The organism is Kitasatospora sp. NPDC001603, from assembly GCF_040298365.1.
Lineage (GTDB): Bacteria > Actinomycetota > Actinomycetes > Streptomycetales > Streptomycetaceae > Kitasatospora.
Genome location: NZ_JBEPAA010000026.1, coordinates 49,452 through 71,346, shown reverse-complemented (window position 1 = coordinate 71,346; position 21,895 = coordinate 49,452). Strand labels below are relative to the sequence as shown.

Annotated in this window: 9 protein-coding genes; 3 read left to right on the top strand and 6 right to left on the bottom strand. The window is 75.6% G+C overall.

What is annotated here, in order from left to right; translation table 11 throughout:
* Window positions 1-179: 179 nt before the first annotated feature.
* From sbnB to ABT263_RS18295, 4 genes are all read right to left on the bottom strand, one after another.
* Window positions 180-1,193: a 2,3-diaminopropionate biosynthesis protein SbnB gene (gene sbnB, locus ABT263_RS18310; RefSeq protein WP_329486328.1), complete on the bottom strand. Its 1,014-nt coding sequence runs from the start codon at window positions 1,191-1,193 to the stop codon at window positions 180-182.
* Window positions 1,187-2,206 carry a 2,3-diaminopropionate biosynthesis protein SbnA gene (gene sbnA, locus ABT263_RS18305; protein ID WP_329486327.1) on the bottom strand — a complete coding sequence of 340 codons (1,020 nt, stop codon included), beginning with the start codon at window positions 2,204-2,206 and terminating at the stop codon, window positions 1,187-1,189. Before sbnA ends, sbnB begins: the two co-directional genes overlap by 7 nt.
* A 204-nt stretch (window positions 2,207-2,410) precedes the next feature.
* Window positions 2,411-3,745, bottom strand: coding sequence for an MFS transporter (locus tag ABT263_RS18300; protein ID WP_329486326.1), 1,335 nt, complete (start codon window positions 3,743-3,745; stop codon window positions 2,411-2,413).
* 32 nt (window positions 3,746-3,777) lie between these two features.
* Window positions 3,778-3,993, bottom strand: coding sequence for an MbtH family protein (locus ABT263_RS18295; RefSeq protein ID WP_329486323.1), 216 nt, complete (start codon window positions 3,991-3,993; stop codon window positions 3,778-3,780).
* Between the two features lie 292 nt (window positions 3,994-4,285).
* On the opposite strand from ABT263_RS18295, the gene ABT263_RS18290 reads away from it, so the two are divergent.
* From ABT263_RS18290 to ABT263_RS18280, 3 genes are read left to right on the top strand one after another with little or no spacing between them, the layout of a single operon-like run.
* Window positions 4,286-5,215 carry a TauD/TfdA family dioxygenase gene (locus ABT263_RS18290; protein ID WP_380389387.1) on the top strand — a complete coding sequence of 310 codons (930 nt, stop codon included), beginning with the start codon at window positions 4,286-4,288 and terminating at the stop codon, window positions 5,213-5,215.
* Window positions 5,202-11,681: a non-ribosomal peptide synthetase gene (locus ABT263_RS18285; protein ID WP_352291401.1), complete on the top strand. Its 6,480-nt coding sequence runs from the start codon at window positions 5,202-5,204 to the stop codon at window positions 11,679-11,681. Before ABT263_RS18290 ends, ABT263_RS18285 begins: the two co-directional genes overlap by 14 nt.
* Window positions 11,678-18,901, top strand: a complete 7,224-nt coding sequence (locus tag ABT263_RS18280; protein WP_352291400.1) for a non-ribosomal peptide synthetase — start codon at window positions 11,678-11,680, stop codon at window positions 18,899-18,901. Before ABT263_RS18285 ends, ABT263_RS18280 begins: the two co-directional genes overlap by 4 nt.
* A gap of 380 nt (window positions 18,902-19,281) precedes the next feature.
* Here ABT263_RS18280 and ABT263_RS18275 read toward each other — a convergent pair whose 3' ends face one another.
* Both ABT263_RS18275 and ABT263_RS18270 read right to left on the bottom strand, forming a co-directional pair.
* Complete coding sequence (locus ABT263_RS18275) at window positions 19,282-21,588, bottom strand: lantibiotic dehydratase (RefSeq protein ID WP_352291399.1); 2,307 nt, start codon at window positions 21,586-21,588, stop codon at window positions 19,282-19,284.
* 11 nt (window positions 21,589-21,599) lie between these two features.
* Window positions 21,600-21,860: a phosphopantetheine-binding protein gene (locus tag ABT263_RS18270; protein ID WP_329486317.1), complete on the bottom strand. Its 261-nt coding sequence runs from the start codon at window positions 21,858-21,860 to the stop codon at window positions 21,600-21,602.
* Window positions 21,861-21,895: the final 35 nt, after the last annotated feature.

Below are 21,895 nucleotides of genomic sequence, written 5' to 3'. Positions count from 1 at the left end.
ACCGGCCCACGGCTCTGACCTGCGACGACCCGGTTTCCGGCCGGTGGGGCGCACCCCCGGGTGTCCCGCGGCGCGCCCCACCGCCGGGGCCCGCCCGCGCCCGGGCCCCGCCCGGGCCCCGGGCCCCGGGCCGCCGCCGGCCGAGCGGCGGTCCCGGGGCCCCGGCGGCGCCGGTGGCGTCACCCGGCGGCGGCTCCGGCGCCCTCCGGCAGGAATCCCGCCACCCGGGTGCCCAGCCCGCGCTCGCGTGCCTGCCGGTGGACCAGGCCCGCCAGGGCGAGGTCGAGCGCGCCGAGCCCGAACGGCGAGAAGACGGTGACGCCGTCCTCGGTGCGCCGGTACGGCTCGTCGGCGCGGAGCACGGCGCCGAGCGAGGTGGAGATGAAGTCCCGGTTGCCGACCAGCTCCTCGGCCAGGTGCAGGGACGTCCGCTCCCGGCAGACGTGGTCGGCGTCGTCGACCACGTTGACCGCGCCCAGGATGCTCTCGGCGGTCAGGTCGCGCAGGGACACGTGCAGCACCAGGGTGCCCGGCCGGCAGGCCTCGGTGGTCAGGTGCGGGGTCCCGGCGGTGGTGGCCAGGCAGACCAGCCGGTGGGCGGCCATCGCGTCCTCGGCCGTCTCGGCGACGGCCGTCTTGAGCCCGGGCCAGCGGGCCTCGCAGCGGGCGGCGAAGGCCTCCGCGCGGGACCGGTCGAGGTCGAACACGGTGACGGTGCCGAGGTCCGGCAGGACGGCCCGGAGGTAGTTCAGGATCTCGAAGCCGATCACGCCGCAGCCGATCAGGGTGGCTCCGGTCTCGGGGGTCTCCGAGGTGAGGACGGACGCGGCGAGGGCGGCGCTGGCCGCCGTCCGCCGGGCCGAGATCAGCGAGCCCTCCAGCAGGGCCTCCGGGTGCCCGGTGGCCATGGAGTTGAGGATCACCGCGGCGGAGGCGCGCTCCCGACCGGCGGCGGTGTTGCCGGGGAAGGAGGAGATCCACTTGATGCCCGCCACCGGGACGTCCTCGCCGAGGTAGGCGGGCAGTCCGATGATCCGGTTGCGCGGGTCGTCGGGAAAGCGGAGGAACACCGAGTGCGGCAGGGCTGTGCGGCCCCGGTCGTGCAGGACGTAGGCGCGGCGGACGGCCGCGACGACCTCGCTCTCGGCACCGTCGAGGACCTGCCGGACCTCCCCTGCTCCGAGGATCAGCATGGTGCCACCTTCATCGCGTACTCCTTCTCCTTCCACAGGTGGGACACGTCGCCGAAGTGGCGGGCGACCCATTCGTCGTTGTAGATCGTGTCGAGGTACCGCTCGCCGCGGTCGGGCAGGACGACCGCGCAGCGCGAGCCGGCGGGGATGCGGTCGGCCATCAGGTCGATCGCCGCCACCAGCGCGCCGGACGAGCCGCCGGCCAGGATGGCCTCGCGGCCGGCGAGCCGGCGGCAGCCGACCACGCATTCGAGGTCGGTCACGTGGACGACCTCGTCGGCGAGGCCGTCGCGGTAGAGCGCGGGCCGGACGGCCGCGCCGTGGCCGGGGATCAGCCGGGAGGTCGGGACGCCGCCGAAGATGGCGCTGCCCCTGGCGTCCACCGCGACCACGGTCACCGGCAGGCGCAGTTCGCGGACCTGCTCCGCGCAGCCGCGCAGGGTCCCGCAGGAACTCGTCGCGCAGAACAGGTAGTCGATCCCGCCGGGGACGGCGTCCAGGATCTCGCGCATCGTCCGCCGGTGCGCCTGGGGGTTCAGCGGGTTGGCGTACTGGTTGGGCCAGTAGGCGCCGGGGATGCGGGCGGTCAGCTCGCTGATCCGGCGGATCCGGACCGGCAGGTACTCGCCGGTCACCGGGTCGGTCTCCTGGACCACCTCCACCTCGGCGCCGAGCGCCCGCATGATGGCGATGTTCTGGCGGTTGGTGCGCGGGTCCACCACGCAGATGAACCGGAGCCCGTAGTAGGAGCAGACCTGGGCGAGTCCGATCCCGAGGTTGCCGGAGCTGGATTCGACGACCACGGAGCGGCCGGGCACCAGCGCGCCGGTGCGGATCCGTTCGCGGAGCATCTCCAGCGCCGAGCGGTCCTTCATGCTGCCGCCGGGGTTGAACGCCTCCAGCTTGGCGTAGGTGGTGAAGTGTCGGCCCGGGGCGAGCTTGGCGAGTTCGACCAGCGGGGTGCCGCCGATCGTGCCGAGGACGCCGGCCGGCCGGTCGTCAGGTGCCGGCATGATGGCCTCGCCCCGTCGGATCGGGGCGCGGCCCGAGCATGGTGCGGAACACGCTAGTTCCTCCTGTCAGCACTGGATCGAGGGGTGGTCCGGCCGTCGCCGCCGGGGCCGGGGGTGTGGCCGCGGGGGAGCGCGGGGACCGGGGAGCGGCCGGGGCGAGGGCCGCCGGCGGAGCGGTACGGCGGCGGGGGTGGCGCCGCCGGGTCACGGGTTCGCCGGGCCGGGCACGGTGCGCACCGTGCGGGCGACCGAGGCGGCGACGGCGAGCAGCACCATCCAGCCCGCCAGGGCCACCGCGGCGGTCCGCGCGCCGGCCGAGTCGAGCAGCAGGCCGCCGAGCAGCGAGCCGATCGGCAGGGCCCCGTTGGACAGCGTGCTCATCGCCGCGAGCACCCGGCCGCGCAGCCGGTCGGGGGTGATGCCCAGCTGGTAGCTGCCGAGCGCCACGTTCCACAGCGGCCCGACGAACCACATCGCCGCGTAGGCGGCGGCGAGCGTGAACGGGTCGCGGCTGACGGCGATCACCACCATCAGCACGGCCCAGGCCCAGTTCGCCGCGATCACCAGGGCGCTGAGGCCCAGGCGGCGGGCGAACCAGGGCGCGGCCAGCGAGCCGGCGAGCCCGCCGGCGCCGGCGACCCCGACCATCAGGCCGACCCCGGCCGAGGACGCGCCGACGTCGGTGGCCAGCACGATGGCGACCAGGAACAGCGCCCGGAACATCAGGTTGCTGCCGGCCACCAGCAGGGTGGTGGTGCGCAGGAAGGGGTGCTTCCAGAGCCACCCCAGGCCCTCCCGGACCTGCTCGCGCATGGTGCCGGTGCCGGCGGACCGCTCGGCCTCGAACTCCTTGCGGATGAACAGCAGACCGGTCAGCGAGACCAGGTAGGTCAGCGCGTCGGCGACGAACGGCACGGCCCGGCCGAGCCCGAACAGGATGCCGCCGAGCGGCGTGCCGAGCATCACGGCGCCCCGCCCGCGCGCCTCGTTGCGGGACAGTGCCAGCGACAGCTGGCCCGGTGCCACGACGTTGGGGACGGCCGCGTGCGCGGCGAGGCCGTGGAAGACGGTGAGCGCGCCCTCGGTGAACCCCACCACCAGCACCAGCGGGAGGCTGAGCAGGTCGAGCGCCGCCGCGCCGGCGATGACCGCCGCGCCGAGCGCGCGCAGCGCGTCGCACCAGATCATCAGCCGCCGGCGCGGCCAGCGGTCCACCAGGGCGCCGGCCGGCAGCTGGAGCAGCAGCGCGGGCAGCAGCGCGACGAAGCCGGCGAGCCCGGCGTCGAACGGCGAGCCGGTGAGGGCGAGGACCAGCAGCGGGTAGGCGATGGTGGTCGCGGTCGAGCCGAGCAGGGAGACGGCCGAGCCGCCCCACAGCAGCAGGAAGTCGCGGTTGCGGTGCAGCGGGACCACGGCTTCCGTCCCGGCCGCGTCCGCCGGGCCGGGTGGATCGGCCGCGTCCGCCGGAGCGGGTGGATCGGGCGGGTCCGGCGGCCGGGTCTGCTCGTCCGCCGGAGCCCGCGTGTCGGGGCTGGTCATCTGTCACACACCTCGCGGGGCCGGACCGGCCGCTAGCCGGCCGCCCGCTCCATCTGGCGGCGCAGACTGAGCGGCCGCATGTCGGTCCAGACGGTGCCGATGTGGGTCAGGCAGTCGGCCCTGGTGCCCTCGGTGCCCTCCGCGTACCAGCCGAGCGGGAGGTCCCGGTCGGCGGGCCAGACGGAGTACTGCTCCTCGTCGTTGAGGACGACGCGGTAGGTGCGGTCGTCGGTGTCTTCCTCGGCCACGACTGGCCTCCCTCGGGTGAACTGCCGCGTCACGCACCTCACGTGACCGGTGGCGGCGCCAGCGAGCCTGCCGCACCGGCCCGGTCCGGCTGCAGAGAAGGAGGCGCAGTCACCGCGACGCCAAGCCTGCCGCCGTGACTGCCGGTTGTTCTCTCCGGGGAGCGGCCGCCGGGCGACGACGCTGAGGCGCATGACTGCGAACCCCTCCATACGGCCCGCGCCGGCGGACCGACCCCGGGAGAACGGCGCGGGCTCCGTCCTCCCCCTGACGGTGCCGGCCGACACTCCCGGCATGCCCCTGGCCGAGTACCTCTCGGCCGCCCGACCGTTCGTCCGCGGCCGGCTGCTCGAACACGGCGCGGTCCTGCTGCGCGGGTTCGGCGTCGGCGGGGTGGACGGGTTCGAGGCGGCGGTGCGGGCGGTGTCCGGCTCGCCCCTGGCCTACGCCGAGCGGTCCTCGCCGCGCAGCACCATCAAGGGGCAGGTGTACACCTCGACCGACTACCCGCCGAGCGAGGAGATCTTCCTCCACAACGAGAACTCCTACCAGGCCGACTGGCCGATGACCCTGTTCTTCCACTGCGTCGAGCCGCCGGAGACGCTCGGCGCCACCCCGCTCGCCGACACCCGCCGGGTGTACGAGGCGATCGACCCCGCCGTCCGCGAGGAGTTCGCCGCCCGCGGCTGGATGGTGGTGCGCAACTTCTCGGACGGCTTCGGCGTGCCGTGGCAGCAGGCCTTCAACACCTCCGACCGCGCCGAGGTCGACGCCTACTGCGCCCGCAACGGCGTCGCCACCGAGTGGACCGCCGACGGCCTGCGCACCCGCGCCCGCCGCCGGGCGGTGCACCGCCACCCGGTGACCGGCGAGACGGTCTGGTTCAACCACCTCACCTTCTTCCACGTGACCACGCTCGGCGAGGAGGTGAGTTCGGCGCTGCGCGAGATGTACGACGACTCCCAGCTGCCGACCAACACCTACTACGGCGACGGCCGGCCGGTGCCGGACGAGGTCATCGCGCACCTGCGCGCCTGCTACCGCGCCGAGTGGCGCCGCTTCGACTGGCAGCGGGACGACGTCCTGCTGGTGGACAACATGCTGTCGGCGCACGCCCGCGAGCCGTTCACCGGCCCGCGCCGGATCGCCGTGGCCATGGCCGAGCCGTACTCGGCCGCCGTCAGCCCCGACTCGCTCCTGGAGGCGTCCGATGCCCACCGGTGACAGCGGACTCCCGCTCTCCTACGCCCAGGAGCAGCTGTGGTTCCTGGACCAGCTGCGCTCCGGCGCCTCCACCGAGTACCTGATGTGCGAGGCGTTCCGGATCCGCGGCCCGCTCGACCTGCCGGTGCTGGAGGCCGCGTTCACCGAGGTCGCGGCGCGGCACGAGGTGCTGCGCTCGCGCTACGGCACCGAGGGCGGCACCGGGGTGCAGTACGTCGACGAGCCCGGCCCCGTGCCGCTCGCCGTGCTGGACCTGACCGGGGTGCCGGCGGACGGCCGCGAGGCGCGGGTGCGCGAGCTGCACGCCGCCGAGCTGCGCGCCCCGATCGACCTGCGCGCCCGGGCCCCCTGGCGGCTGACCCTGGCCCGGTTCGCCGAGGACGAGGCCGTCCTGCTGGTGACCGTCCACCACATCGCCTTCGACGGCTGGTCCTGGGGCATCCTGGCGCGCGAGCTGCACGAGCTCTGCGACGCCTTCGCGGCCGGGCGGCCGTCGCCGCTGGAGCCCGTCCCGGTGCAGTACGCCGACTTCGCGCAGTGGCAGCGCGACACCTGGGCCGCCACCCCCGAGCGGGCCGAGCGGCGGCGCGGCTACTGGCGGGAGCGGCTGGCCGGCCTGGAACCGCTGGAGCTGCCCACCGACCGCCGCCGCCCGGCGCAGTGGGACCCGGCCGGCGACAGCGTCCCGTTCACCGTGCCGGCGGAGCTCGCGCAGCGGTTGGCCGCGCTCGGCCGGGACGGCGGCGCGACCCCGTTCATGGTGCACCTGGCCGCGTTCCAGCTGCTGCTCGCCCGCTGGTCCGGCGCCCGCGACGTGGCCGTCGGCGTCTCGGTCTCGGACCGCGACGAGGTGGCCCTGGAGCCGCTGGTCGGCATGTTCCTCAACACGCTGGTGCTGCGGACCGACCTGTCCGGTCGGGGATCCTTCCTCGACCTGCTGGCGCGGGTCCGCGAGACCACCCTGGACGCCTACGAGCACCAGGACGTGCCGTTCGGCTGGGTGGTCGCCGACCTCGCCCCCGAGCGCGACCTCTCCCGCAACCCGGTGTTCCAGGTCGGCTTCGCGCTGCACAACGCCGAGCGCCGCCCGCTGCGGCTGCCCGGGCTCGACGTGAGCAAGGTCGAGGCGGCCACCGAGCACTCCGCGTTCGACCTCTCGCTGCACCTGTCCGAGCTCCCCGACGGCTCGTTCGCGGCCCGGCTGATCTACCCGACCGCGCTCTTCGACCGGGCCCGGATCGAGCGGATGGCGGCGAGCCTGCTGCGGCTGCTGGCGGGCATCGCCGAGCGGCCGGCGGCCCCCGCCCACACGCTGGAGACCGTCCCCGACGCGGAGCTGGCCGACCTCGCCCGCTGGAACCGCACCGAGACCGGGCGCCCGCGGCAGTCGCTGGCCGAACTGTTCTTCGCCCAGGCACTGGCCACCCCGGACGCGGTCGCCGTGGTGTCCGGCGCGCGGCGGACCGACTACGCCGCTCTCGCCGACCGGGTCCGGCGGCTCGCCGGGGTGCTGCGCTCGCGCGGCGTCGGCCGGGAGAGCGCCGTCGGCGTCGCCCTGCACCGCGGTACCGACCTGGTCGCCACCCTGCTCGCGGTGCTGACCGCGGGCGGCGTCTACGTGCCGCTGGCCCCGGAGCAGCCGGCCGAGCGGCTGGCCCACCTGGTCGCCGACGCCGGGGTGGGCCTGCTGGTCACCGAGGAGTCCCTGCTCGGCCAGCTGCCGCCGCACCCGAACACACTCGTCCTCGACCGCGAGGGCGGCGAGGGCGGCGAGGACCCGGCGGGGGCGCCGTCGGCGGACCTCGAACCCGCCGGCGTCACCGGCGCCGAGGCCGCGTACATGATGTACACCTCCGGCTCCACCGGCCGGCCCAAGGGCGTCGTCGTCCCGGAGGCCGCGATCCGCAACCGGGTGCTCTGGTCCGTGGAGCGCTACGGCCTCGGCCCCGGTGACCGGGTGCTGCAGAAGACCACCATCGGCTTCGACGCCGCGGTCTGGGAGTTCCTCTCCCCGCTGGTCTGCGGCGCCACCGTGGTCACCGGCCCGCACGACGCCCACCGCGACCCGGCGGTGATGGCCCGCGCCGTCGCCGAGCACCGCGTCACCGTGCTCCAGGGCGTGCCCTCGATGCTGCGCCTGCTGCTCGACGAACCGGCCCTGGCCGACTGCGACGCGCTGCGCGTGGTCTGCTCGGCGGGCGAGCCGCTGCCCGCCGAACTCTGCGCCCGGCTGCGCCGGATCGTCGACGTCGAGGTGGTCAACACCTACGGCCCCACCGAGTGCGCGATCGACTCCACCGCCTGGCCCTACGACCCGGCCGAGCCCGGCGAGCAGGTGCCGATCGGCCTGCCGCTGCCCAATGTGCGCACCTACGTGGTGGACGCCGAGGACCGTCTGGTGCCGGTCGGCGTGGTCGGCGAACTCTGCGTCGGCGGCATCGGTCTGGCCCGCGGCTACGCCGGCCGCGGCGACCTCACCGCCGACCGGTTCGTCCCGGACCCGTTCGCCGCCGTGCCCGGCGCCCGCCGCTACCGCACCGGCGACCTGGTGCGCCGCCGCGCGGACGGCGCGCTGGAGTACGTCGGACGCGTCGACGACCAGGTCAAGATCGGCGGCGTGCGGATCGAGCCCGGCGAGATCGAGGCGCTGCTGGCGAGCGACCCGTCGGTGGCCGCCGCCGTGGTGGCCGCCCACCGGTCCGGCACCGGCGACACCCGGTTGACCGCCTACGTGGTGGCCGCCGCCGGGGCGCGGATCGAGCCGGACGGGCTGCGCGCCCGGCTGGCCGCCGCGCTGCCGGAGGCCATGGTGCCGTCCGCCGTGGTCGAGCTCGACGAGCTGCCGCTCACGCCCAACGGCAAGGTGGACCGCCGCCGGCTGCCCGCCGCCGAGCAGGAGCGCCCGGCCGCGCGGGCCTGGGAGGCCCCGCGCACCGACGCCGAGCGGACCGTCGCCGCACTGATGGCCGAGGTGCTGGACGTCGAACGGGTCGGCGCGCACGACGACTTCTTCCTGCTCGGCGGCTACTCGCTGCTCGCGATCAAGCTGGTGCTGCGGCTGCGGCGCGCGTTCGGCATCGAGCTGACGGTCGGCGAGCTGTTCCACGCGCCGACCGTCGCCGGGCTGGCCGCCCGGATCGACGGCGCCTCGGCTACCGGCCCCGACACCGCGGCGGACGCCGTCCGCCCCGTCGGCCGGGACCGCCCGCTGCCGCTCTCCTTCGGCCAGCAGCGGATGTGGTTCCTCGACCAGCTGGAGCCCGGGAGCCACGAGTACGTCGTCCCGCTGGCGCTGCGGCTGACCGGCCCGCTCGACACCGCGGCGCTGCGCGGCGCGCTGGACGCGCTCTCCGCCCGGCACGAGGTGCTGCGCACCCGCTACCGCTCCGAGGGCGGCGACCCCGTCCAGGTCGTCGACCCCGCCGGGCCGGTCGACTTCACCCTGACCGACCTGTCGGCCGGGCCGGACGCCGAGGCAGGGGCCCGCGCCCTGGTCGACGAGCTGGCCCGCTCCCCGTTCGACCTGGCCCAGGGCCACCCGCTGCGGGCGACCCTGATCCGCACCGCCCCCGAGGACCACCTGCTCGTCCTCACCCTGCACCACATCGCGTTCGACGCCTGGTCGACCAACGTCTACCTGCGCGAACTCGACCTCGCCTACCGGTCCTTCACCGAGGACGCGCCCGCCCTGCCGGCCCCCGAGCCGGTCCAGTACGCGGACTTCGCCGTCTGGCAGCGCGAGCAGCAGGACGCCGGCCGGCTGGACCACCAGCTCGCCTACTGGCGCGACCGCCTGGGCGGCCTGACGCCGGTCGAGCTGCCCACCGACCGGCTCCGCTCGGCCGTCCGCGACTCGCGCGGCGCCAACGTGGTCGTCGAGGTGGCGCCGGAGGTCGGCCGGGCCGTCACCGAGCTGGCCGGCCGGCACGGCGCGACCCCGTTCATGGTGCTGCTCGCCGTCTTCCAGGTGATGCTGCACCGCTACACCGGCCTCGACGACCTCGCGGTCGGCACCCCCGTCGCCGGGCGGACCCGCCAGGAGACCGAGGACCTCGTCGGGTTCTTCACCAACAACCTGGTGATCCGCAACGACCTGGCCGGCAACCCGGCCTTCCCGGACCTGCTGGACCACGTCCGCGGCTCGGTGCTCGACGCCTTCGCCCACCAGGACGTGCCGTTCGAGCACCTGGTCGACGCGCTGCGCCCGGAGCGGGACCTCTCCCGCAACCCGCTCTTCCAGGTCATGTTCGAGCACCAGCACCTGGCCGGCGTCCCCGCCCGGCTCGGCGCGGCCGCCGTGGAGCCGGTCCGGGCCGGCCTGGAGATCGCCAAGTTCGACCTCACCGTGACCGTCAAGGAACGCGGCGGCCGGATGTACTGCTGGTTCGAGTACGCGACCGCGCTCTTCGACCGGGCGACCGTCGAACGGATGGCCGGCCACTACCTGACCCTGATCGGCAGCGTCACCGCCGCCCCCGGGGCCCGGATCGGCGACCTCGGCATGCTCACCGACGAGGAGCGGCACACCGTCCTCACCCGCTGGGCCGACCCGGCCGGCGGGCGGGCCGCCGAGCTCGACCCGGTCGAGGAGCACGGGCTCTGCGTGCCCGAGCTCTTCGCCCGGCAGGCCCGGCGCACCCCGGACGCGGTCGCCGTGGTCTTCGGCGACCAGCGGCTGAGCTACGCCGAACTCGACGCGCGGGCCGACCGGTTCGCGGCCCGGCTGCGCGCCCTCGGGGTCACCTCGGAGACGGTCGTCGGCTCCCTCCTGGAGCGCGGCGTCGAAGCGGTCGTGGTGCTGCTCGCGGTGCTGAAGGCCGGCGGCTCGTACGTGCCGTTCGACCCGCAGCACCCGGCCGAGCGGCTGGAGTTCATGCTCGCCGACGCCGGCCCGGAACTCGTGGTCACCACCGGGGCCTTCGCCGACCGGGTGACCGGCTCCCACCGGGTGGTGCTCGCCGACGGGAGCGACGACGGGACCCACCCCGACGACGGGACCGCCGCCGGAACCGACAGCGCCGCCGCCGAGGCCGAGCCGGTCCTGATCCGGCCGGAGAACCTCGCCTACGTCATCTACACCTCCGGCTCGACCGGCCGCCCCAAGGGCGTCATGATCGAGCACCGCTCCTACGCCCACCACTGCCGGGTGATCGCCGACCAGTACGGCATCGCCCCCGGCGAGCGGGTGGTCCTGCTCTCCGCGCTCACCTTCGACGTGGCGATGGACCAGATCGCGGCCACCCTGGTCGCGGGCGCCACCATCGTGGTCGCCGACCCGGTGTTCTGGACCCCGGCCGAGCTGCCGGTCCGGCTCGCCGAGCACGGCGTCACCGTCGTCGAGATCACGCCGTCCTACTACCGGGCCGTCCTGGAGTCCCCCGACCTGCACCTGCTGAGCGGGCTCAAGCTGATGAACGTCGGCAGCGACGTGGTCACCGGCCTGGACGCGCGGCGCTGGGCGCAGACCGGCCTGCCCGCCCGCTTCCTGTGCAACTACGGCCCGACCGAGGCCACCGTCACCTGCCTGCTGCACCCCGTCTCCGAGGTGCCGGCGGAGGGCGACGAGGCCTCGGCCCTGCCGCTCGGGCGGCCCGTCCCCGGCACCCGCGCGCACATCCTCGACGCCGACCAGCGGCCCGTCCCGGTCGGCGTCCCCGGCGAGCTGTACCTGGGCGGCGTCCGGCTGGCCCGCGGCTACCACCGCCGCCCGGAGCTGACCGCCGAGCGCTTCGTGCCCGACCCCTTCGGCGGCGAGCCGGGCGGGCGCCTCTACCGGACCGGCGACCTCGCCCGCCACCGGCCGGACGGCACCATCGAGTTCCTCGGCCGGATCGACCAGCAGGTCAAGGTCCGCGGCCTGCGCATCGAACTCGGCGAGATCGAGGCGGCGCTGGCCCGCCACCCCGCCCTCCAGGAGGCGGTGGTGACCGCCCCGGAGACCGCCCCCGGCGAACGCCGGCTGGCCGCCTACCTGGTGGCCCGGCCCGGCAGCCCGATGCCCGACGTGGCCGAACTCCGCGGCCACCTGCGGGCGCTGCTCCCCGAGTACATGATCCCCGCGCTGTGGGTGCCGCTCGACGCGCTCCCGCTGACCGCCAGCAAGAAGGTCGACCGCAAGGCACTGCCCGACGCCTCCGCCGCCCTGGCCGGCGGGGCCCGCGAGCACCTGGCCCCGCGCGACCCCGCCGAGGAGGCGGTCGCCGCGATCTGGGGCGAGGTGCTGGGCGTCGAGCGGATCGGCGTCCAGGACGACTTCTTCGCCCTGGGCGGCCACTCGCTGCTGGCCACCCGGGTCCTGGCCCGGCTCCGCGAGACGTTCGCCGTCGAGCTGCCGCTGCGCCTGCTGTTCGAGGCCACCACGGTGGCCCGGCTCACCGAGGCGGTGACCGACGCCGTCGAGGCCGAGATCACCGCGCTCACCGACGAGGAAGTGGCGGGCCTGCTCGCCGAGGAGGGGCACCGATGACCGACACCACGGACCGCACCCGGCTGCGGCAGGAGCTGCTGCGCCGGCGCCTCGCCGGCCGGGCGGGCACCGCCCCGGCCGAGGGCATCGGCCGGGCACCGCGCGGCGGCCCGCTGCCGCTCTCCTTCGCCCAGCGCCGCCTCTGGATCCTCGACCGGCTCCAGCCCGGCAGCACCGAGTACCTGGTGACGGCCTCGCTGCGGCTGACCGGCCCCCTCGACCGGGCCGCGCTGCGGACCGCGCTCGACGGGATCCAGCACCGCCACGAAGTCCTGCGGACCAGGTACCCGGTGGTCGACGGCGAACCCGTCCAGGTGGTCGACGCGCCGAGCGGCGTGCCGCTCACCGAGGAGGACCTGAGCACCCTGGACCGGGCCGCCGCCGACGCCCGGCTGGCCGCCCTCGCCACCGGCGCCCGCCGTCCGGTGGACCTCGCCGAGGGCCCGGTGCTGTCCGCCGTCCTGGCCCGGCTCGCCCCGCGGGAGCACGTCGTCCTGCTGACCGTCCACCACATCGCCTGCGACGGCTGGTCCGAGGACCTCCTGGTCGGCGAACTCGCCGAGCGCTACGACGACGCCGTCGCCGGGCGCCCGGCCCGCACCCCGGACCTGCCGCTCCAGTACGCCGACTACGCCGTCTGGCAGCGCGAGCGGCTCTCCGACGGGGCGCTGCGGCGCCGCCTCGACCACTGGAACGAGCGGCTGGCCGGCCTGGCGCCGCTGGAGCTGCCCACCGACCGGCCCCGCCCGCCGGTGCGCGACGCGGCCGGCGCCCTGGTGCCGCTGGTCGTCCCGGCCGCGACCGCCGGTCGGCTGACGGCGCTGGCCCGGGACCACGGCGCCACCCCCTTCATGGCCCTGCTGGCCGCCCACGCCGTCCTGCTCGGCCGCTGGAGCGGGCAGCGCGACGTCGCCGTCGGCTCCCCGGTCGCCGGGCGCGACCGCGCCGAGGTGCAGGACGTCGTCGGCCTCTTCCTCAACACCCTGGTGCTCCGGGTCGACCTGGCCGGCCCGCGGACCTTCGCCGAGCTGCTGTCCCAGGTCCGGGAGACCGCCCTGGACGCGTACGGCCACCAGGAGGTGCCGTTCGAGCGCCTGGTCGAGGAGCTGGCGCCCGAGCGCGACCCCGCCCGCACACCGCTGTTCTCCTCCATGCTGCTGTGGCAGGACGCCGCCGGCGCCTCCACGCCCGCGGCCATGGGCGGCCTGACCGTCGAGCGGCTGCCGGTCGGCGAGAGCACCGCCAAGTTCGACCTCACCGTCGGCCTGGCCGCCCAGCCGGACGGCTCGCTCGCGGGCGGCGTCAACTACGCCTCCGCGCTGTTCGACCGGGCGACGGCCGAGCGGTTCGCCGCCCAGTTCGCCCAGCTGCTGGAGCACGCCGTCGCGGCGCCCGACACCCCGCTGGACGAGCTGGAGATCCTCCCCCGGGAGGAGCGCGAGCGCCAGCTGCTCAGCTGGAACGCCACCGGCCGCGGCTACCCCACCGGCACCCTGCCGCTGCTGTTCGAGGCGCAGGTCGCCCGCACCCCGAACGCCACCGCCCTGCGGTTCGAGGGCGCCGAGCTCAGCTACCGCGAGCTGGACGTCCGGGCCAACCAGCTCGCCCACCACCTGCGCCGGCTCGGCGTCGGCCCCGAGTCGGTGGTCGGCGTCTGCCTGCACCGCGGCGCCGACCTGGTGGTCGCGCTGCTCGCGGTGCTCAAGGCCGGCGGCGCGTACCTGCCGCTCGACCCCGACTACCCGGCGGACCGGCTCGCCTTCATGCTGGCCGACTCCGGCGCCCTCGCCGTGGTCACCGACCCGGGGCTCACCCCGCTGGTGACCGGCGGCGCCCCGCACCTGGTGGACATCACCGCCGAACTGCCCGGCGGCTGGGGGCACGACCCGGTCTTCGCGGCGGCGCCCGAGCACCCGGCCTACCTGATCTACACCTCGGGTTCGACCGGCCGCCCCAAGGGCGTGCTGGTCGAGCACCGGGCCATCGTCAACCGGCTGCACTGGATGCAGGAGGCCTACGGGCTCGACGCCGACGACCGGGTGCTGCAGAAGACCCCGTACAGCTTCGACGTCTCGGTCTGGGAGTTCTTCTGGCCGCTGATCACCGGCGCGACCCTGGTCCTGGCCCGCCCCGGCGGCCACCGCGACCCGGCCTACCTCGCCGACCTGATCGGCACCGAGCGGATCACCACCCTGCACTTCGTACCGTCGATGCTGCGGGCCTTCCTCGCCGAGCCGCTGCCGCCGCTGCCCTCGCTGCGCCGCATGGTGTGCAGCGGCGAGGCACTGCCCGCCGAGCTGGTCACCGCCGTGCACGAGCGGATCGGCTGCGAACTGCACAACCTGTACGGGCCCACCGAGGCCGCCGTCGACGTCACCGCGATCCGCTGCGAGCCGGGCCGGCCGGTCACCATCGGCCGCCCGATCTCCAACACCCGCACCTACGTCGTGGACGCCGCGCTGCGCCCGCAGCCGATCGGCGTGCCGGGCGAACTCCTGCTCGGCGGGGTCCAGTTGGCCCGCGGCTACCTGAACCGGGCGGAGCTCACCGCCGACCGCTTCGTGCCCGACCCCTTCGCCACCGAGCCCGGCGGCCGGCTCTACCGCACCGGCGACCTCGCCCGGTACCGGGCGAACGGAGAGATCGAGTACCTCGGCCGGCTCGACCACCAGGTGAAGATCCGCGGCCAGCGGGTCGAACTCGGCGAGATCGAGGCGGTCCTGGCGCAGGCCCCCGGCGTCGCCGCCGCGGCCGTCGCCGTCCACGACGACCAGCTGGTCGGCTACCTGGTCCCGGCCGGGGCCGACGTCGAGGCGGCCCGCGAGCACCTGCGCGGACGGCTGCCGGAGCACATGCGCCCGGTGCACTGGACGACGCTCGAGACGCTGCCCCTGACCCCCAGCGGCAAGACCGACCGCAAGGCGCTGCCCGCGCCCGACCGGACCCGCTCCGAGCTGGTCGGCGCGTTCGTCGCCCCGCGCAGCGCCCTCGAACAGACCCTCGCGGACGCCTTCGCCGCCGCCCTCGGCGTCGACAAGGTCGGCGTGCACGACGGCTTCTTCCAGCTCGGCGGCGACTCGATGCGCGCCATCCGGGCCGTCGGCGCGCTGCGCGACCAGGGGCTCGCCCTCTCCGTCCAGGACGTCTTCGCCCGCCAGACCGTCGCGGAGCTGGCCCCGCTGGCGGCCGACCGGCCGGCCGCCGAGCCGGCCGAGACCGCCCTGGTGGGTCGCTTCGAGCTGCTCGACCCGGCCGACCGCGAGTGCCTCCCCGAGGGCCTGGCCGACGCCTACCCGATGGGCCAGGTCCAGGTCGGCATGGTCTACGAGATGCTGGCCGACCCCGAGCGCAACACCTACCAGAACGCCAGCACCTTCCAGATCGTCGACGACGGCCCGTTCTCCGCCGAGGCGCTGAACGGCGCGGTCCGGCTGCTGATCGAGCGGCACGAGATCCTGCGCACCTCCTTCGACCTCTCCGGGTACTCCGAACCGCTCCAGCTGGTGCACGCGGCGGACGACCTGCACCTGGAGATCGGCGTGGACGACCTGCGCCACCTGCCGGCCGAGGAGCAGCAGGCCGCCGTCCGGCGCTTCCGTGCCGAGGCCCAGCGCACCCCGTTCGACGTCGGACGCGCCCCGCTGCTGCGCTACCACGCCCACCTGGTCGGCGACCGGGAGTGGCTGCTGACCCACGTCGAGTGCCACGCCATCCTGGACGGCTGGAGCCACCACTCCGTCATCGGCGAACTGCGCGCCGCCTACCGGGAGCTGGCCGCCGGCACCGGCGCCCCCGCCGCGGCGCCGCCGGAGGTCCGCTACGCCGACTTCATCCAGCTGGAGAAGCGCGCCCTGGCCTCCCCGGCGGACCGGGAGTTCTGGCGCGGCCGGATCACCGGCCACGACCGGCTGCGGCTGCCCGCCGACACCGCCCCGGCCGAGGCGCACCTGCCCGCCACCGAGGTGCGGCTGCCCTGGGCGGCGCTGGAGCCGAAGCTGCGCCGGCTCGCCGCCGACACCCAGAGCTCGCTCAAGACCGTCCTCTACACCGCCCACCTGAAGGTGCTCGGCCTGCTCAGCGGCCAGCGCCGGTTCCTCGCCGGGGCGGTGACCAACGGCCGGCCCGAACTGCCGGGCGGCGACCGGGTCCGCGGCATGTACCTCAACACGGTGCCGTTCGCCGTGGACCTGCGGGCGCCGAGCTGGCGCGAGCTGGTGCGCTCGGTGTTCGCCGAGGAGCTGGCCCTGTGGCCGCACCGCCGCTACCCGCTGCCCGCGATGCAGCGCGAGTGGGGCGGCGGCGAGCCACTGGTCGAGGTGGTCTTCGCCTACCTGGACTTCCACGTGCTCGACGAGCACCGGTCGGACATCGGCACCGTCACCGACCACAGCCCGAACGAGTTCACCTTCGACGTCTGGACCTTCCCCGGCGAGCTGCGGATGACCTGCCGCCCCGGCTGGGTCGGCCGGGAGCGGCTCGCGGCGATCGGGGAGACCTTCATCGCCGTGCTCACCGCGATGGCCGAGGACGCCGACGCCGACCCGCAGGCCTTCCGGGCCCCCGGCCTGGACCGCCCGGCCGCGACCGCCCCCGCCACCCGCCCGCTGCCCGAGGTCTGCGTGCCCGAGCTGGTCGCGGAGCGCTCCGACCCGGACGCGATCGCCCTGGAGGACGCCGAACGGAGCCTCACCTACCGGGAGGTGGACACCGGCAGCAACCAGCTGGCCCACCTGCTGCGCGGGCTGGGCGTCGGCCCGGAGACGCCGGTCGCGATCTGCCTGGACCGCGGCGTCGAGGCGGTGCTGGCCATGCTCGGCGTGCTCAAGGCCGGCGGCTACTACGTCCCGCTCGACCCCGCCTACCCGGACGCCCGGATCGGCTTCGTGCTGGACGACGTCCGCGCCGACGTGGTGATCTGCCGGCCGGAGGACACCGACCGCCTCGCGCGGATCGCCGACCTGCGCTGCGTCCCGCTGGACGCGGCCTGGACCGGCCTCGCCGTCCTGCCGGAGACCCCGGTCGAGGCGGGCACCCACCCCGACAACCTGGCCTACGTCACCTACACCTCCGGCTCCACCGGCCGGCCCAAGGGCGTCCAGGTCACCCACCGGGCCGTGGTCCGGCTGGTGCACGACCCCAACTACGCCGACCTCGACCCCGGCCAGGTGCTGCTGCTGCACGCGCCGCTCGCCTTCGACGCCTCCACCCTGGAGGTCTGGGGGGCGCTGGGCAACGGTGCCCGCCTGGCGGTCTGCCCGCCCGGGGCGACCACCGCCGCCGAACTGGCCGAGGTGCTCCGCCGGCACCGGGTCACGCTGCTCTGGCTCACCGCCGGCCTGTTCCAGCACATGGTGGAGACCGAGCCGGCCGCGCTGGCCGGGGTGCGGCAGGTGCTGGCCGGCGGCGACGCCCTCTCGCCCGCGCACGTGCGCACCGCCCTCGGCCACGGCGTCGCGCTCACCAACGGCTACGGACCCACCGAGTGCACCACCTTCAGCACGGCGCTGCGCGGGGTGACCGGGGCCGACGCCGACCGGGGGGTGCCGATCGGCGTGCCGATCACCGACACCCGCGTCCTGGTGGTCGACGACCACCTCGACCCGGTGCCGTTCGGCGTGGCCGGTGAACTGCTGGTCGGCGGCCCCGGGCTCGCCCGCGGCTACCTCGGCCGCCCCGACCTCACCGCGGACCGCTTCGTGCCGGACCCGTCCGGCGAGCTCCCCGGCGCCCGCTTCTACCGGACCGGGGACATCGTCCGCCGCGACCCCGACGGGACGCTGTCCTTCGTCGGCCGTCGCGACAACCAGGTGAAGATCCGCGGCCACCGGGTGGAACTCGCCGAGGTGGAGGCCATGATCGGCGGCCTCGCGCCGGTCCGGGCGGCCGCGGCGGCCGTGCACCCCGGACCGGACGGCCAGAAGCGCCTGGTCGGCTACGTCGTCCCGGAGCCCGGGACCGGCCCGCTGGACGTCGCCGTGCTGCGCGAGCAGCTCCGGCGGCGGGTGCCCGACTACCTCGTCCCCGGAGCCTGGGTGGAACTGCCCGCGCTCCCGCTCACCGCCCACGGCAAGATCGACCGCGCCGCGCTCCCGGAGCCCTCCGGGCCCGCGCCGACCGCCGGCTCCGCGGCGCCGCGCACCGCCACCGAGCGGGCCGTCGCCGAGGTCTGGGCCGAGGTGCTCGGCCTCGAACAGGTCGGGGTGGACGACGACTTCTACCTCCTCGGCGGCCACTCGCTGGCGATCCTGCGCATCACCGCCCTGCTGCGCGAACGGCACGGCATCGACCTGACCGTGCGCTCGTTCGTGGCGGACCCGACCGTCGCCGGGCTGGCGGCGGCCGTCGACGCGGCGGCGGCCGGCGAGCCGGTGGAGGCGCTGGTCTGGCTCCGCCGGGAAGGCGGCAGGCCGCCCCTGTTCTGCGTGCACCCCGGCGGCGGCAGCGCCCACTGGTACCGCCCGCTGGTGCCGTACCTCGACCCGGACCAGCCGGTCGCGGCCTTCGCCTGGCCCGGCCTCCAGACCGAGAACGGGCAGCCCGTCCCCTCCACCGAGCAGATGGCCGAGCGCTACCTGGCCGAACTGCGGGCCGCCGCCCCGCAGGGCCCGTACCGGTTGTTCGGCTGGTGCGGCGGCAGCGGCATCGCCAGCGAGCTGGCCCACCGGCTCACCGCCGAGGGCGAGGAGGTCACCTTCCTCCTGCTCGACCCGGGGCTGGACAACCACGAGCGGCCCGAGCTGTGGAAGGAGTACCGGCTGATCGAGAGCTGCGTGGCGAAGCTGAGCGAGCTGGCCGCCGCCCCGGCCGGGCAGGACACCTCGGCGCTCCGCGGGGAGACCCTGGCGTTGCTCGAACACCTGGTGGACGACGTCGACCCCGAGGTCGGGATCGTGCTGCCGGAACACGGCGCCGGCGAGGTCTGGCTGCCCTCCGCCCGGATGTGGCGCGAGGTCATGGAGATGTGCCTGACTTACCGTCACCGCCCCTATCCCGGGCGGCTGCACCTGATCGCCAGCGACGAACTCGCCGACGGCAAGCACGAGGTGGCCTCCGGGCAGGACTTCGGGGAGTACCTGACCCGCTGGCAGGAGCTCACCGGCGACGTCGCCCTCCACCGGATCCCCGGCGACCACTTCGGCGTCATGAAGCCGCCCCACCTCGGCCGCCTGGCCGAGACCATCACCGCGATCCTCGCCGACGGCGGGCCGACCACCGGCTGAGCCGGTGGAGGAGGGGAACCACCGCGAGGGCGGGGGCGCGCACAGCGCCCCCGCCCTCGCGGTTTCGCCGTGTCCGGGCCGGGCCCGGACGGCCTCCGCCCGCTGGCGCGGGGCGGGGTGGGCCGCCGCCGCGGTCGCTCCACCGGGGTGAGGTCCCGCCCCCGTCGCCCGGCCCCGGGCGCCCAGTCCCGGGAGCCCAGTCCCCGGCGCTCCGGGAGCCGGCCCCAGGGGGCCGGGCCGGGTACACCCCGCCCCGGTTCCCGACAGCCCGCGTGGGACGGCCGCGCGGTGCCCCGCGTCGGCCGGGCACACCACCGACCCGGGCCGGGCTCCTGGGGGAGCCCGGCCCGGGTCGGTGGTGCTTGGGTGGTGCGGGTGGGTCAGTCGGTCACCGCGACGAGGCGCAGTTCGGAGGTGTAGCGGCGGCCCTGGTCGTCGGTGAGCCAGGCCTGTTCGGGCGTGGGGAACATCTCGGTGACGGTCAGGCGGGCGTCCGGGTCCTTGCGGGCCAGCCGGCGGGCGGCCTTGGCGAGGATGTTGACGTAGACCGGGCTGTCGAAGTCGACGAAGAACGGCCGCGGTTCGGTGGGGGAGACCACGAAGACGAAGCGGGGCAGCTCGTTCGCGTCCTGCCAGTGCCGGGCCCGGACGAACCGGCGCGGCTCGGTCTTCTCGTCCGCGAAGTCCAGCGTGGAGCCGACGAACCGCCAGGTCTCCCGGGCCACCACCATCTTGTCGATGGTGATCCGGGGGGAGTGGTCGGCCTCCGGCAGCAGCCGGAAGCGGTCCATCACCAGGGTGGTCAGCACGTGCGAGAAGACCTCGACGGCCGGGAACACGGCGCCGTCCGGCAGTACCACGGTCAGCCGGCCGTCCCGCTGCTCCACCACGGCGTCGGCGCTCGGCGCCGTCCGGTCGCGGTGCGGGTCGGCCGTGTTGTCGAGCAGGGCGACCTGGTAGTCCTGCGGGCGGACCAGCGCGTGCCGGATCCGGGCGGAGAGCCGGGCCTTGTGCTCCTTCGGCAGCAGCGGCATCAGCCGCGGCGCCGGGTGGTCGCTGTCGGTCCGGTCGAACAGCTCCCGGCGGTCCGGGTGCTGGTTGACGAACAGCTCGTTGCCGAGCGTGTTCGAGGCCAGGTGCAGCTCGCCGAGGGCGAGTTCGAACTCACCGCGGTCGATCGCCGCGGTGTCCTCCGCCGCGATCATCATGTCCGGGCTGATGTACCGGGCGGCGGTCCAGCCCGCGGCGCCGGCCGGCCCGAAGGCCTCCGCGACCCGGTCGGCGAGGTCGGCGAGGTCGGCGCCCGCGACGTTGACCCGGCGCACGCCCTCCGTGGACGGCAGGATCCGCTGCCAGCGGTGCTCGAACTCGGCCTGCAGCTCGGCGGCGTCGGCCCCCGCCGCGCCGTGCAGCACGGGCATGCAGGCGAACCAGAAGGTGGCGAGGTCCACCGGGCGGTCGGCGTCGGTTTCGGCGCGTAGCTTCCCGTACACCGCGGCGACCCGCTCCGACACCCGGGCGGCCAGCGCGGCGGCGAGCCAGGCGGCGCCGTCCATCAGCAGTTCGAGCGGGGCGAGCGCCTCCAGCACCCGGCTGCCGAGCGTCACGTGGGCCGCACGCCGGCAGTCCTGGTAGACCACCGCGCGACCGGGCGCCGTGGTGCCGCTCTTCTCGCGCTTGGCGGCCGCGTCGGTCACCCGCTGGAAGGTCTGCTCGACCTCGGTGAGGGCGGCCACCAGGCGCTCGGGGTCGTCGGCCGCGGCCCGGACGGCCTCGCCGGCGCGCTCCAGCTCGTCGAGCCGGGCGAGCGCCTCGGCGCGCACGGCGGGCTCGCCGATCCGCTCCAGGGCGGTCCGGAGCCGGCGGTCCGGCCGGATGTCGGCGGGGAGGTCGAGCTGCCAGGTGATCCAGCGCCGCCGGACCAGCTCGTCGAGGAGCGCCGGGACGTCGGTCCCCGGGCCGGTCTCCTGCTGGATGGCGTGGGCGGTGCGGGTGCCGTCGCAGAGCCGCAGCACCCGCAGCGTCTCCGGCTCCACCGGGCGCGGCGGGCGGCCGGGGACGCGTACCGCGTCCTCCTCCAGCCGGACGAAGGGCACCCGGCGGGGCGCCGTCCAGACGCGTACCGCCGGGTCGGCGCCGATCGCGCGGGCCAGCGCGTCCATCGACCAGCTGGACCAGAAGACCTCCGAGGAGGCGATCAGCCCGGTGCCCGGGTCCATGGTGATGCCGGGCCGGTCGGGGTCGAAGGCGCCCCAGCCGACCGGGCCGAAGAAGCCGATGGTGTCGTTCTTGACGCAGAACCGCTGCCAGTAGTGGGCGACCAGTTCCTCGCGCTGGCGCTGCTTGAAGGTCCGGCCCTCGGTCGCGGGCGACCAGTTGAGGAACGGCCGGATCGCCGAGTCCAGCACCCCGCGGTTCTGCCAGGCGACCGCCGCGCGGAACGACCCGGAGGCGGCGATCTCCTGCGCGTTCTCCGCCGCCCGGGCGGCGGCCTGCGTGAACTCCTCCTCGAAGGCCTGCCAGGCGGCCCCGGAGAGCTTGTCCCGGGCGCCGAACTTGTCCGCGGCCGCCGCCAGGCCCTCCGGCGCCAGCCGGAGCACCCCATCGGCCGGGAACCCCGGGCCGCGCACCGCGACCTGGTCCCACAGCCGCCACCGGCCGCTCAGGGAGACGGATTCCTCGTGCATGCCGGTGCCCCCTAGGCCGAGGCGGGAGCGAGGGACAGGTCGTCGACGACGACCTCCGCGAGCTCCGCGGGGGACGGGTAGGTGAAGACCAGGGCTACGGCGATCTCGGCGCCGACCAGCTCCTGGAGCCGGTCGACGATCTGGAAGGCGGCGAGCGAGTCGCCGCCGGCCTCGAAGAAGTCGCTGTCGGTGTCCAGGCTGTCGTCGCCGAGCGTCTCGCGGTAGAAGCCGGCGATCTGCCCGGCGAGTTCGGCGGTGTCGATGGTGGTCATGGTGGGTCCTTCCGAAGGGGTGGGGTGTACGGGGA